The organism is Methylobacterium sp. yr668, assembly GCF_900116245.1.
GTDB lineage: Bacteria > Pseudomonadota > Alphaproteobacteria > Rhizobiales > Beijerinckiaceae > Methylobacterium.
Map to the genome: position 1 here is coordinate 95,860 of NZ_FOZY01000008.1, position 13,734 is coordinate 109,593.

The 13,734-nt window shown below is 72.9% G+C and carries 9 protein-coding genes; 1 reads left to right on the plus strand and 8 read right to left on the minus strand.

Annotated elements, in window-relative coordinates:
- Window positions 1–41 precede the first annotated feature (41 nt).
- Window positions 42–2,258: a sensor histidine kinase gene (locus BM419_RS12550; protein WP_091926638.1), complete on the plus strand. Its 2,217-nt coding sequence runs from the start codon at window positions 42–44 to the stop codon at window positions 2,256–2,258.
- A 24-nt stretch (window positions 2,259–2,282) separates the two neighbouring features.
- Here BM419_RS12550 and BM419_RS12555 read toward each other — a convergent pair whose 3' ends face one another.
- Genes BM419_RS12555 through BM419_RS12590 form a run of 8 tightly spaced genes read right to left on the minus strand, consistent with a single transcriptional unit; the run spans window position 2,283 to window position 13,591 of the window.
- Complete coding sequence (locus BM419_RS12555) at window positions 2,283–3,431, minus strand: ABC transporter permease (protein WP_020091975.1); 1,149 nt, start codon at window positions 3,429–3,431, stop codon at window positions 2,283–2,285.
- An 11-nt stretch (window positions 3,432–3,442) separates the two neighbouring features.
- The gene (locus BM419_RS12560) at window positions 3,443–4,459 is read right to left on the minus strand and encodes an ABC transporter permease (protein WP_056528616.1); all 1,017 of its coding nucleotides are present in this window, start codon (window positions 4,457–4,459) and stop codon (window positions 3,443–3,445) included.
- Entirely contained in the window at window positions 4,456–6,423 is a 1,968-nt protein-coding gene (locus BM419_RS12565; RefSeq protein WP_091926639.1) for an ABC transporter substrate-binding protein, read from the minus strand. The genes BM419_RS12560 and BM419_RS12565 overlap by 4 nt, the downstream gene beginning before the upstream one ends.
- Window positions 6,420–7,286, minus strand: a complete 867-nt coding sequence (locus tag BM419_RS12570; RefSeq protein ID WP_091926640.1) for a hypothetical protein — start codon at window positions 7,284–7,286, stop codon at window positions 6,420–6,422. Before BM419_RS12570 ends, BM419_RS12565 begins: the two co-directional genes overlap by 4 nt.
- Entirely contained in the window at window positions 7,286–9,127 is a 1,842-nt protein-coding gene (locus tag BM419_RS12575) for an ABC transporter ATP-binding protein (protein WP_091926641.1), read from the minus strand. Before BM419_RS12575 ends, BM419_RS12570 begins: the two co-directional genes overlap by 1 nt.
- Window positions 9,124–11,076, minus strand: coding sequence for a glycosyltransferase (locus tag BM419_RS12580; protein ID WP_091926642.1), 1,953 nt, complete (start codon window positions 11,074–11,076; stop codon window positions 9,124–9,126). Before BM419_RS12580 ends, BM419_RS12575 begins: the two co-directional genes overlap by 4 nt.
- Window positions 11,064–12,344: a glycosyltransferase family 4 protein gene (locus BM419_RS12585; protein ID WP_091926643.1), complete on the minus strand. Its 1,281-nt coding sequence runs from the start codon at window positions 12,342–12,344 to the stop codon at window positions 11,064–11,066. The genes BM419_RS12580 and BM419_RS12585 overlap by 13 nt, the downstream gene beginning before the upstream one ends.
- A complete protein-coding gene (locus tag BM419_RS12590) occupies window positions 12,341–13,591 on the minus strand; it encodes a glycosyltransferase family protein (protein WP_042669527.1) in 1,251 nt (416 codons plus the stop codon). Before BM419_RS12590 ends, BM419_RS12585 begins: the two co-directional genes overlap by 4 nt.
- Window positions 13,592–13,734: the final 143 nt, after the last annotated feature.

Below are 13,734 nucleotides of genomic sequence, written 5' to 3' on the forward strand. Positions count from 1 at the left end.
GACGAGCCCGCGTGGCACCGCGGGCCGGGGACGGACCCCGCTTGAGTCCGGACCATCACGCCGAGGGCGCGGGCGTCCCCGCGGTGATTCCCGCGCGCCGTTCCTGGCTGTCGCGGCGGCTGCACCGCTTCGGGCGAAACGGCTTCTCGACCCAGGTCTACCTGATCGCGCTGGTGATCGCGCTGATCGGCCCCGGCCTGCTGTTCACCAGCATCCTGCTGATGCGCTACGCCTCCGCCGAGCGGGCACGGTTCGAGCAGGACGCCCGCGAGAACGTGCGCGGCATCGGCCTGTCCCTGGACCGCGACACCGCCGGTCTCGTGTCGGTGCTGCAGACTCTGGCGACCTCACCGCGGATCCGACAGGGCGACTTCGAGGCGTTCGACGCCCAGGCGCGCCTCGTCCGCGAATCGATCGACCTGGACGTGCTCCTGCGCCGACCCAACGGGCAGGAGATGGTGAATACCGGCGTGCCGCGCGGCGCGCCGATGCCGGTCGTGACGCTACCCTTCGACCAGGATCTGGCCCGCGGGACGCAGCGCGCCATGGTGAGCGGCTACGTGCCGGGCCCGACGCCGAGCGAGGCCACCTACGCGGTCGGCGTGCCCGTGATGGTCGACGGCGAGGTCGGCTATATCCTGAGCTTCACCGTCCCCCTGTCGCGCCTGCAGGGCATCCTGTCCCGGGAGGTCGTCCCGGGCTGGACGACGGGGATCAGCGACAGGTCGGGCATCGTCCTGGCGCGCCTGCCCGATCCCGAGGCGGTGGTCGGCAAGCAGCGCCTCGCCAGCCTTCGCCAGGTGCAGTCGTCGACGCCCGGGGTCTGGGAAGGCCAGGATCGCCAGCACAAGCCGGTGGTGGTGATCGAGGCGCGCTCGCGGCTCACCGGCTGGATGGTCGCGACCAGCATCCCGCAGGCCCTCGTCGACGCGCGGGTGCGGCGCTGGATCTGGGCCTTCGCGGGCTTCGGCCTGCTGGTGCTGGCCACCTCGTCGCTCCTGGCGGTGAACCTCTGGTCGCGGGTCTCGCGCCCCCTCCGGCTGCTGGCCGCTTCGGGGCCTGCCCTGGCCCGGGGCGAGGCGATCCCGCGCGTGTCGTCGCCGGTCCACGAGATCCAGCGGCTCGGCGTCGTGCTGTCGGAGGCGTCTCTCCGGCTGCGCACCCGGGAGGAGGAGCGCGACCGGGCGCTCGCCGAGACCAAGCGCGGCCTGAGCGCCCTGAGCGAGTCCGAGGCGCGCTTCCGGCACATGGCCGATTCGGCGCCGGCCCTGATCTGGATGACCGACGAGACCGGCGCGGTCAGCTTCGCCAACCTCCATTTCGAGCACCTGTTCGGGCTGCCGGCCGCACGGTTCAACGACGACGGCTGGCACCAGATCGTGCATCCCGACGACCTGGAGAATTTCCGCAGCGCCTTCACGGAGGCGTTCGAGGCCCGGATCCCGTTCCGCACGGAGGCGCGGGTGATCGACCGGACGGGCGCGGTGCGCTGGCTCCAGTGCGAGGGCGTGCCGCGGCTCGACGACGCCCAGAACTTCCTGGGCTACACCGGCTGCAACATCGACATCACCGACACGAAGAACGCCGAGGAGCACCTCCTGCTCCTGATCCACGAGTTGAACCACCGGGTGAAGAACACCCTGGCGACGGTGCAGTCGATCGCGGCCCAGTCGCTGCGCGGGCTGGAAGGCGCCGAGGCCGACGCGGCGCGCGCCGCCTTCGAGGCGCGCCTCCTCGCCCTGGCGCGGGTGCACGACGTGCTGACCCGGGAGAGCTGGGAGGGGGCGGAACTCTCAGCCGTCGTGGCGGACGCGATCCGGCCGCTGGAGGCCGGCGACGGCCGGGCCTCGCGGTTCCAGGTTCAGGGACCGGCCCTGCGGCTGCCGCCGCGGCTCGCGCTGTCCATCGCCATGGCCCTGCACGAGCTCGGCACGAACGCCGTGAAGTACGGCGCGCTCTCGACCGAGGGCGGCACGGTCGAGATCGCCTGGACGGTGCGGCGACTGGACGAGATGCAGCTCTCGCTCCGTTGGTCCGAGCGCGGCGGCCCGCCGGTGAAGAAGCCGACGCGGACCGGATTCGGCTCGCGCCTGATCGAGCGCAGTCTGGCGCGCGAGCTCGCCGGCGAGGTGGTGCTGAGCTACGAGCCGACCGGCGTGGTGTGCACCATCGACGCCCCGGTGCCGCCGCCGGGCCTCCTCGAGCGCAAGGGCGTCGCCGCCCCGACGCGGATCGCGCCGCTGCCGCTGGCCGGGTAGGCCACACGGCGCGGCGCGCGCCCCTCAGTGGTACGGGTCGGCAGCGTCGCGCAGACCGTCGCCCATGAAGTTGAAGGCGAGCACCGTCACCAGCACGGGCAGGACCGGCAGGAGCAGCCAGGGGTAGAGCTGCACCGCCGCGAGATTCTGCGCCTCGTTGAGCAGCACGCCCCAGCTGGTCACTGGCGGTCTGAGTCCGAGGCCCAGGAACGACAGGGCGGTCTCGCCGAGGATCATGGTCGGGATCGACAGCGTCGCCGACGCGATCAGGTGGCTCATGAAGTTCGGGATCAGGTGACGGCCGATCACCCGGGTCGGCGAGGCGCCCATCAGCTCGGCGGCCTGGACGAAATCCTCCTCCCGCAGCGCCAGGAGCTTCCCGCGCACCGCCCGCGCGAGCCCCGGCCAGTCGAGCAGGCCGAGGATCACCGTGATGCCGAAGAAGATCAGCAGCGGGCTCCAGTTCGGCGGCAGCGCCGCCGACAGGGCGAGCCAGAGCGGCAGCTCCGGCAGGGAGCGCACCACCTCGATCAGCCGCTGCACCCCGGCATCGACGACGCCGCCGAAATAGCCCGCGATGCCGCCGAAGAAGAGCCCGAGCGCGAACGAGATGGCGACGCCCACGAGGCCGATGGTGAGGGAGATCCGGGCCCCGTAGATCATGCGCGAGAACAGGTCACGCCCGAGCTTGTCGGTGCCGAGGAGGAACAGCGTGCCGTTCTCCGGCGGGCAGACGAGGTGCAGGTCGGTGCGGACGAGCCCCAGCCAGTCGTAGCCGTCGCCCCGGCAGAGGAAGCGCAGCGGCTGCGGGGCGGCGGCGTCCACCTTGTAGTCCCGGCGGAACGTGTCGAGGTCGAGATGGGCCCGGTAGGGATAGACGAACGGCCCGACGAAGCGGCCCTCGTGGAACAGGTGCACGCCCTGTGGCGGCGCGTAGAGGAAGTCGCCGTTGCGGCGGGCCTGTCCATAGGGCGCGAGCTGCTCGACGAACGGCACGGTCGCGTAGAGCGCGAGCAGGATCAGGGCCGAGGCCACGGCGAGGCGGTGGCGCAGGAACTTGCGGAGGATGAGCCGCCACGCGGAGGCCGTGGCGACCGGGCTCTCGGTCCGGGCCTCCGGCTCGAAGGGCGCCGGATCGACGAAGTGTCCGGATGCGGGCAGCGCGTCGGTCATCGCGGGGCGAGTCATCGCAGGCCCATGCGGATGCGCGGATCGAGCCAGACCAGGATCAGGTCCGAGATCAGCATGCCGACGAGGGTGAGGGCCGCGACGAACATCAGGATGAACCCGGCCATGAACTGGTCCTGGCTGCGCAGGGCCTCGAGGAGCAGCGGCCCGACAGTCGGCAGGCTGAGCACCAGGGAGACCAGCACCGACCCGGAGACGAGGTGCGGGAGCAAGTTGCCGATATCCGCGACGAACGGGTTGAGCGACATCCGGAACGGGTATTTCAGCAGCGCCTGCAGTGGCGGCAGGCCTTTGGCGCGGGCGGTCACCGTGTAGGGCTTGGCCAGCTCGTCGAGCAGGTTGGCGCGCATGCGCCGGATCATGGCCGCGGTGCCGCCGAGGCCGATCACCAGTGTCGGCACGATCAGGTGCGCCAGGAGCGAGCGGACCTTCTCCCAGGTCCAGGGCTGGTTAGTGAGGGCCGAATCGTAGAGGCCGCCGATCGAAAGCCCGAACCACCGGTTGGCGTAGAACAGCAGGATCAGGGCGAGCAGGAAGCCCGGTACCGCGAGGCCGACATAGCCCAGCAGGGTGACGACGGCATCGCCGAGCGTGTTCCGGTGCGTCGCGGAGTAGATCGCCGCCGGGATCGCCACGAGGTGGACGAACACCACCGCCGTCAGGTTGATCAGCAGGGTCAGCCACAGGGCGTCGCCGACGACATCCGCCACCGGCTTGTCGTACTCGAACGACCAGCCCCAGTCGCCCTGGAGCAGCCCGGAGAACCCGACCGATCCGGGCAGCACGCCGATCCACATCAGGTACTGCTGCCAGACCGGCCGATCGAGCCCGTACTGCTTGATGAGCAGCTCCGCCTTCGCCACGGAGCTCGCGTCGCCGGTGGCCCGCAGCTCCATGATCCGGTTGGTCAGGTAGTCGCCCGGCGGCAGCTTGATGATCACGAAGACGAGCGCCGAGATGACCAGCAGCGTCACCGCCATCGTGACGACGCGGCGGAGGATCTGGACGATCACCGGGCCTCCGCGCGCTTTTCGGCGCCGGTTTCGGTGCCCTTGTCCCAGAACAGCTCGTCGAGGCGCTGCACGCCGATCATCGCGGTGGGCTCCCAGGAATAGAGGGCGCGCTTCGGGAGGTTGATCAGGCGATCGGCGCCGACCACCGGCTGGAGCGCGCCCGCCACCGTGCCGATCACCCAGGTGTTGTGCGCGTGGTTCATCAGCATCTCGCGCCAGATCGCGGCCTGCCGGCCGGCATCGTCGGTGTGGCGCCACTCCCGGTCGAGCTCGATGAGGCGCTGGACCTCAGGGACGTCGCAGGGCTCGCCGCTCTTGCCGCGGCTCTCGACGTTCATGCTCCACAGCGGCCAGGAATAATGCTCCGGCTGGGCCGGGCTCAGCTCGGTCGGGGGCATGATCGCGGTCGGGACGGCAAGGTCGAGGCCCTGGGCGGCGACCATGACGGTCACGCCCGCGATCGAGCGCCGGTGCAGGTTCGTGCGCTCCTGCGGCTTGGTGATCAGGCGGATCCCGACCTCGCGCCAGAACTCCGTGATGAGCAGCAGCGCGTCGAGGACCATCTCGGCCTCGCCGTCGCTCTCCACCACCAGTTCCAGGGCGCGACCGCCGGGGAGCAGCCGCGTGCCGGAACCGTCGCGGGCCGTCAGCCCGATCTCGTCCAGCAGCTTGGCGGCCCGGGCCGGGTCGTAGGCGGCGTTGAGGGTCCGCATCTCGGGCTCGAACAGCGCGCTCTCCGGCACGATCGTGTCGTTGCCCTCGGTGCCCAGGCCGAACAGGAGCGTGTTGTTCAGGGTGCGCCGATCGATGGCGAGCGACAAGGCGTGCCGGTAACGCACGTCGCGGTTGAGCTGCCGCCACGCCGGATCCGTCGTGGTCAGGTTCGGGTAGAGCGCGATCTCCGAGCCGCGGGCCACGGGCCACAGGTTGGTGCGGTAGCGATGCGCTGCCTCACCCTCCTTGAGGCTCGGGATGTCGGGCATCATCAGCCCGCGGAACATCAGGTCGGCCTCGCCGGCATTGGTCTTGGCGACCAGGAGGCCCTGCGAGGCCACGTCCATCACGATGGAATCGACGTAGGGGAGCTGCGTGCCGGCGGTGTCGACCCGGTGGTAGCTGCGGTTGCGCTCGAACCGGAACCGGGTGGCCGGCGAGCGGGTCCGCGGGACCCAGCCCTGCAGGGTCGGGCAGTCCGGGTTGTTGAGCTCGTAATTGTCGTCGAGGCGATTGTGCAGGGCCGCCCAGCTGCGGAGCTTCAGCGCCTTGGCCTTCGCGTCGGCCGCTTCCTTGCCGACGTAGCGGGCGTGGTACGGCTTGAGATAGTGCGACGGCCGGTAGATCAGCGGGTCGCGCGGCGCCGCCAGGGCCGGCAGGAACATCGGGTTCGGCCGGTCCCAGCTGTAGCGGACGGTGACCGGATCGAGGAATTCCACCTCCGGGAGCTTGCCGTCGACCCGGAAGAAGGCCGCGGGCCCGTCGGGGCTCAGGGCCTTCTCGTTGGCGACATCCTCCCAGTAGTAGCGGAAATCCTCCGCGGTGAACGGGTGCCCGTCCGACCAGCGGTGGCCCTGGCGGAGCGTGAACGTGAAGCGGCCGCCCTCCACGTCGACGCGCTCCAGCACGTCGGGCCGCAGGTTGAGGTCGGCATCGTAGCCGACGAGGCGGGTGTAGCCGTAGACCGACAGGTAGCGGACGTCCCGCGCCTTGGCGATCAGGGTGCGGATCGTGCCGCCCGCGCTGCCGAGCCGGCGTCCGTGGGCGGCGAGGTCGGCCACGTAGGGGGTGGTCGGCGGGCCGGGCGCGTCGGCCGGCGGGGTGTCGGCGAAGGCCCGCGACGGCGCGCGCGACCAGATCAGGCTGGCGCCGAGCCCGGCGAGCAGGGCGCGGCGGGACACGGTGCTGTCGTTCCCGCCCCGCAGCGGGAGAGCGGACGGGGTGCCGTCCTGAATGTCCCAGGCCTTCATGAGCTGCCCCGCAACGTCACGGAGGTGAGCCGGGCGGGCGAGTAGCCGGTCGCCCTGTGCAGGTCGTCGAAGGCGTGGGACCGGGCGATCAACCCGGCGGCCTGCCGCACCAGGGCGTCGTCGGCCGGCTGCTCGAAATGGCGGCCGTTCCGCGTCCACCGGATCGGCTCCGGGCTGCGCTCGGGCCCGGTGATCATCGCGATGGTCGGGTGCGCGGGGCCGCCATGGGCGTGGATCCGGTGCCCGGCCGCGTCGTCGTCGAACAGCAGCCGGGTCAGACCGCGCGCCCGCGCCTCCACGACCCGCCGGCCCTGGGCGACGTGGTCGTCGAAGAACGCCACCGTCCGCGCCGGGTCGAGCATGGACCAGTCGGCGGTCGACCAATCCGCCGTGCTGTAGCGGGCCTGCCGGTCGCGGTACTGCAGGCCCGACAGGTCCGGATCGTGGCAGAAGATCTGCGCCTGCGGGCGGGCCTGCCGGATCACCCAGGTCGTGAGCCCGCGGAAGACGCCCGATTCGATCACGAAGTCGGGCTTCAGCGCCCGCATGGCGACGTAGAGCTGCAGCGCGCCGTTGAAGCCGCTGCCGCCGCGCCGCTGCCGGACGGGGGCGGTGGGTATCAGCGCCCAGAACGCCCGGACCTGCTCCAGCACGTTGCCGTCGGGGACGAGGCCGGCGGCGGCGAGATCGCGTTCCAGGATGGCGGCGGCCGATTCGAGCAGGGTGGCGACTTCCCGCGGCGAGGTCGGCCGGTGGGTCCAGTCGGGGGCGGCCGGGACGAGGTCGTAGCCCAGGCGGTCGAAGAACGGCGACAGCACCTTGCGGCGCAGGCGCTCCAGCATCACGGGCGGCCGGGCCTGCATCACGCGGCCTCCGCGCTGTGGGCGGCGCCGAAGCGAACCCGGTGTCCGGTCTCGACCGGACGCATCGCCCCGGCCTCGTCGGGGGCCAGGCGGAACGGCTCCTCCCAGCGGGTCGGGTCGTTGCGGTCGGAGGCGACGGCCGCGAAGTCGAGGGGATGGTCCAGGCTCGGGTCGGGCACGGCGGCGAGCAGCGCCCGCGTGTAGGGATGGACGGGCCGGCGGAACAGGGCCGCGCGGGGCGCCTCCTCGACGATGCGGCCCCGGCACATCACGCTGATCGTGTCCGCCATGTAGTCGATCACTGCCAGATTGTGGGAAACGATGAGGTAGGAGAGGCCCAGGGCGGCCTGGAGATCCTTGAGCAGGTTCAGGATCTGCGCCTGGACCGAGACGTCGAGGGCCGAGACCGGCTCGTCGAGCACCAGCAGCCGCGGCTTCGGGGCGAGCGCCCGGGCGATCCCGATGCGCTGCCGCTGCCCGCCCGAGAAGGCGTGCGGGTACCGGCCGAGACCGCTGGGCTCCAGGCCGACCATCGCCATAAGGGCGCGGCAGCGCTCCCGCCGCTCCGCCGCCGGGACGCCGTGGATCTCCATCGGCTCCGACAGGATCTGCCGGACGGTCATGCGCGGATCGAGGGACGCGTAGGGGTCCTGGAACACGAACTGGACCGTGCGGCGATAGGCGAAGAGGGCGTCGCCGCTCAGGCCGTGGACGTCCCGCGGGCCGCTGCCGTCGTCGAACAGGATCCGCCCGGAATCCGGCCGGAGCGCCCGCATGATCATCTTCGAGACCGTGGTCTTGCCCGACCCGGACTCGCCGACGAGCCCCAGCGTCTGGCCCGCCGCCAAACTCAAGGAGACGTCGGACACGGCGTGGACGATCCGCGGCTTCTGCCAAAGCCGACCGGCGCGCAGCGTGAAGCTCTTGCTCACCCCCTCCACCTGCAGGATCGGCCCGGCCAGGGGCGCGGGCGCCTGGCCGGGCGGGATCTCGGCCTTGGCCGGGCGGATCGGCGTGAGCCGCTCGCCGGGCGCCATGTCGAAGCGCGGCACCGCGTGGAGGAGCGCGCGGAGATAGGCGTGGCCCGGCGCGCGCATCACCGTGTCGCGCGGGCCCGCCTCGACGAGGCGTCCGCGGTAGAGGACGGCGACGTCGTGGGCGATGTTGGCGACCACGCCGAGGTCGTGGGTGATCAGCAGGATCGCCATCCCGGTCTCCTCCTGGAGCCGGGCCAGCAGGGCGAGGATCTGGGCCTGGGTGGTGACGTCGAGCGCGGTGGTCGGCTCGTCGGCGACGAGGAGGGCGGGTTTCAGGATCAGCGCCATGGCGATCATGGCGCGCTGGCGCAGGCCGCCGGACAGCTCGAACGGGTAGGTCCGCAGCGCGCGGTGCGGGTCCGGGAAGCCGACCCGGGCCAGCGCCCCCTCGGTCCGGGCATCGGCCTCCTTGCGGTCGGCCCCGGTGTGGATGCGCAGCGCCTCGCCGATCTGGTCGCCCACCGTGTGGAGCGGTGACAGGCAGGTCATGGGCTCCTGGAAGATCATGGCGATGCGCTGGCCACGGATCGCCCGCATCGCCTCGCCCTCGGAGGGGAGCCGCGCGATGTCGGCCTCGACCTCGCCGTCCCGGAACAGGATCTGACCGCGTGTGATGGCGGCGGAGGGTGGCAGGATCCGCAGAATCGCCTGGGCGGTCACCGACTTGCCCGAACCGGACTCGCCGACCAGGGCGAGGGTGCGGCCGCGGTGAACGTCGAGGGACAGGCCGTGCAGCGCCTCGAACGGACCGCTCTCCGTGCGGAACGCGACCGCGAGGTCGCGGATGGACAATAGCGGGCTCAACCCGTCCTCGCGATCTGTGAGACCTGAGACTTAGATGCCGCCGGCCCCTTGTCCATCGCGGACGCGCCGAAGTGCGCCCGAACATCCATGACCTGTATCGCCGGGTGCCGCAGGAGGTTGGCCACCAGCGCGCCGACGAAGTCCCAGACGGCCTCGTCGTGGACGCGGTGGTGCGTCAGCAGGCCGAGCGGCCGCTCCGGCGCGCCCGCGATGTCGGCGGCGAGGCCGCGCAGCAGGGCTTCCGGATCGCGCAGGGACCGGCTGCCCCGCCAGCCGATCGGGTCGAGGGTGGCATCGAGCCGGCGCAGACCCGGGATCGACGGGCCGGGCACGGCCGAGAGGCCGCGATAGCCGAGATCCGGCAGGGCGGCGGCGAGTTCCGGCGCGACGCGGTTCCACGGCGGCACGAAGACAGGCAGCAGCGAGCCTTCCGGCAGACGCTGCCGGGCGATCCGGAGGCCGGCAGCGGCGTCGGCGACCAGGGTGTCGTGAGGGCGGTGCGCGCCGAACTCGGCCCGCTTCTCGCCCGGCGGAGCGTGGTTTTGGTGGGCGAGGCCGTGGACGGCGACGGATACACCGGCAGCCGCTTCGAGCCGCCGCGGCAGCGAGGCGTCGATGCCGGCCGGGATCGCGGCGAGGAGCAGCGGGACGCCGTGGTGCTCGGCGAGACCGATGAGGCGGTCGAGGTCCGGACCGCCCGCGACCGCGTCGTCGTCGCGCCAGAACAGCGGCACGCGCAGGCCCCGCGCCGCGACGGCGTCGAGAGCACGGCGGAGAGCGTCGAGGGCCGGCTCGGCCGGCTTAGCCCGGACGGGGCGCGATCGCTCGCCCCCGCGGAGGGATTCGACCAGCGCGACCGTGCGCGCTGCGCCGTCCCGATCGATCCCGGGATCGCCGGGCGCGGGGAGGACGCCCCGCGACGCGATGGCCTCCACCAGGGTCCCGGGCGTCAGCTCCGATTCCGGCAGCACCCGGGCGAGTCGCCGGGCGGCGAGGCGCTCGGCGCGCAGGCGCTGCTCGGTCTCGCCGCCGGCCTCGAAGGGCACGAGGACAGCGGGTGTGCCGGTGGCGAGGAGATCGACGGCCGTGTTGTAGCCGCACTGGCTGACCGACAGGGCGGCGCCGGCCAGGAGCGCGCGATAGTCCGGCTGGGCGCGACTGAGGATGCCGGGCGCGAGACCGTGACCGATCTCGGACATCTCGGCCTCGGGGACGCCGTGGCCGGCCAGGATCCGCCAGCCGAGATCCGGCCGAAGCCGGGCCGCGCCTGCGGCCGCGCGCAGCAGGACCAGCCCGGCGGGTCCGGATCCGGCGGCGACCACCACGCCGGAGCGGCGCGAGGCCGGCGCGGGCACGGTCCCCTCGTCCACGTAGCCGGTGTAACGCACCTTCGCGGCAGTGACCGCGTCGAGGGGCCACGAGGCCTCGAGGGGGATAAGGGCCGGGTCGCCGTGCACCAGCACGGCGTCGTAGAGGTCCGCCACCCGCGCGTGCGCCTGGGCGATCCGCTCCGGCTTGGTCGAGGCCACGAGGACGTCGCGCACGGAGGCGAGGACGAGCGGGCGCGGCCGCCGGGCGCGGGCCGCGTCCACCAGGGCGAGGAACTCGGCCGCCAGGGCGCGCCGGCCGAACGGGAACAGCTCGGTGATCACCGCGTCCGGCTCGAAGGCCGCCAGGGTGTCGACCATCAGGGCCCGGCGGCGTTCGAGGAGCGCCGGCCCGGCCGGGCTTCCGTCGGGGTCCAGCAGCGTCGAGAAGTCCGTGCCGGCGATCCGGAGCGGCGGCAGCTGCACGCGGCGCAGCCCGTCATGTCGGACCATCGGTGCCGGGACGCCGCCCGAGACCAGCATCGTCTCGTGGCCGGCCGCCGCGAAGGCGCGGGCGATGGCGGCCGCGCGGGTGAGGTGCCCCGCACCGAGCAGATGCGTGACCGCGATCAGGACGCGCACGCGGACAACTCCGATTCGCGGGCGGCCGCGCCCTGCGGCAGACCCGCGGACGCGCGCAGCCGGCCGGCGATCAGCGCGATCGCCGCTTCCTCGGAGAAGTCCTGCACGAGCCGGGCCAGGGCCGCCGCGCCGAGCCGCTGACGGAGGCCCGGATCGCCCGCGAGACGGACCAGGGCCTCGGCCAGCGCCGCCGGCTCGCCGGGCGGGGTCAGGACGCCGTGGACACCGTCAGTGATGAATTCTGGCGTGCCGGCGAAGGCGGTCGCCAGGATCGGCAGCGCCTGGCTCGCGGCCTCCATCAGCACGTTCGGCAGGCCGTCGCGATCGCCGCCGGGGGCGGGCTTCGTCGGCAGGACGAAGAGGTCCGCCGCGCGCATGGCCTCGACCACCGCGGGCTGCGCCAGGGCGCCGCGGAAGCGGACCCGCTCCGCCACGCCGCAGGCAGCGACCCGGGCCTCCAGGGCTTCGCGCCGCTCGCCGCTGCCGATCAGGTCGAGCCGCCAGTGCAGGTGCGCGGGCAGGGCGGCGAGGGCGTCGATGAGGTCGTCGTGCCCCTTCTTGGCGACGAGCCGGCCGACACAGAGGAGCCGGAGGGGGCGGTCCGGGTCCGTCCCGTCGCGCGGCTCGCGCGGCGGCGGCGCGTCGGGGAACCGGGCGAGATCGAGCCCGTGATAGGCGAGCAGCGTCCGGCCCGGGGCGAGGCTGTCGAGCCGGGCGAGGCCGTCACGGGTGCAGGTCACGCCCCATTCGGCGTCGCGCAGCTTCTCGGCCAGTTCCCAGTCGGGCGTGGTCCAGATGTCCTTGGCGTGCGCCGAGAAGCTCCACCGGCGCCCGGTCAGGAGCGCGGCGTAGCGGGCGACGCTGGCCGGCGTGTGCAGGAAGTGCACGTGGATATGGGCGACCTCGGCCGGCAATTCCCGGGCGAGGACCAGGGCCTGCCCGAGGCGCCGCAGCCGCGACGCCGTCGGGTCGCGCCGGAGATCGCGGGCGAACAGCGCCAGGAGCGCGGGCAGGTTCGGCCGCCGGAGCGCGGCGCCGACGCCCCGGAGCACCCGCAGCGGCGCGTCGCGCAGGTACTCGGGCAGGTAGGCGGCCTCCGCGCGGATCTGCGCGTGCATCGGATGGCGGGCCCGATCGGTCGGGCGCCGGAGGGACCAGATCTCGAGAGCCAGGCCGCACCGTTCCAGCGCCAGCAACTCCTGCGAGATGAAGGTCTCGGAGAGCCGCGGATAGCCCTTCAGCACCACGGCGACCCGCTTGGCGCTCACGAATAGGCCTGCAGGTACGGCCGGGCCGCGACGTCCGCGCCGCCGCGGGCGGTCAGCGCCCGGACGCGACGCGCGACCGCGTCGAGGCCGTCGAGGAGACCCGGCACCAGAACCCGCGACGGCGGGTCCTGTCCCGGCAGGTCGCGGAGCGCCGCCGCCATGCGCCCAGGCGCCCGGCCTTCCGCCTCCATCAGCACCCGCGCGAGGCCGAGTCGCTCGGCCGCCAGCGCCCGGATCGCCTGTTCCCGCCGCGGCTCGGTCCGGGGCACGAGGATCGCACGGCGGTCGAAGGACAGGATCTCGCAGAACGTGTTGTAGCCCCCCATGGCGACGACGCCGGCGGCCTTGCGCATCAGGAATTCGATCTCGCTGTCGAAGGTGATGGCCGCGATCCGGTCGCCGAGGCGGCGGATGCGCGCCATGAACCCGTCGCGGATGCCGGCGTCGAGGAAGGGACCGAAGGCGATGAGCGCGGGCAGGGGGATCGCGGGATCGGCCTCGTAGGCGGCGATCACCCAGTCGATCAGGGCCGCCCCGTCGCCGCCGCCGCCCGGCGTCACCAGGATGAAGGGGCCGTTCGCGATCGGGGGCTCCTCGCGACCGGCGCGGCGCTCCGGGAGGTCGCGGCGGAGATAGCCGGTGTAGATCAGGCGCCCGTCGATGCGGGCGGCCATCTCGGGCTCCATCGGCAGCGCCGCCAGGGGCTCGTGGATCCGGCTCAGCCCGTACACCCAGATCTCGTCGTAGAAGCGCGCCATCGTCTCGGCCGCGCCCTTGCGCTCCCATTCGGGGACGAGGCGGTCGGCGTCGTCGAGGACGTCGCGCAGGCCCAGGACGAGGCGGATGTCGCGGGCCGCGGCCTTCTCCAGCACCGGCAGCAACTCGCCGTGGAAGCCGGCCGGTTCCTTGTCGACGATGATCAGATCGGGTCGGAAGGCGTCGCAGGCCTGGGCGATGATCGCGGAACGCTGCGCGACGGTGCGCGCCAGCGGGGTCGCGCCGTCGAGGCTGGCATAGCCGCCGTCGGCGAACTTGGTCACCGGCGGCAGCCTGACCGTCCGGACGCCCGCCGCGAAGGCGAAGCGGTCGACCACGGGGGAGCCCGAGACGATCATCGCCCGGGCGCCGCGGTTGCACGCCACGATCGCGTTGGCGATCGCCCGCGAGCGGCGCAGATGGCCGAGCCCGAAGGTGTCGTGGCTGTAGATCAGGACGCGCGGGGCCGGAGACGCCTCGTCCAGTCGCATCGATGTGATCGCCCCGGTTTGACGGCGCGAGGATCGCAGCCGCCGCCCTCTTGCACAAGCCGGGCCGGGCCGCAAACACCCCTGTTAACGGGCCCGGAACCGCGCGCGCCTAGGCTGCTGCGGAATCCGGACGCGGAAATCCT

Excerpts from the sequence above, each read along its gene's own strand:
- BM419_RS12555 (WP_020091975.1), bottom strand. The coding sequence starts at position 3,431 with ATGACCGACGCGCTGCCCGCATCCGGACACTTCGTCGATCCGGCGCCC.
- BM419_RS12565 (WP_091926639.1), bottom strand. The coding sequence starts at position 6,423 with ATGAAGGCCTGGGACATTCAGGACGGCACCCCGTCCGCTCTCCCGCTG.
- BM419_RS12570 (WP_091926640.1), bottom strand. The coding sequence starts at position 7,286 with ATGCAGGCCCGGCCGCCCGTGATGCTGGAGCGCCTGCGCCGCAAGGTG.
- BM419_RS12590 (WP_042669527.1), bottom strand. The coding sequence starts at position 13,591 with ATGCGACTGGACGAGGCGTCTCCGGCCCCGCGCGTCCTGATCTACAGC.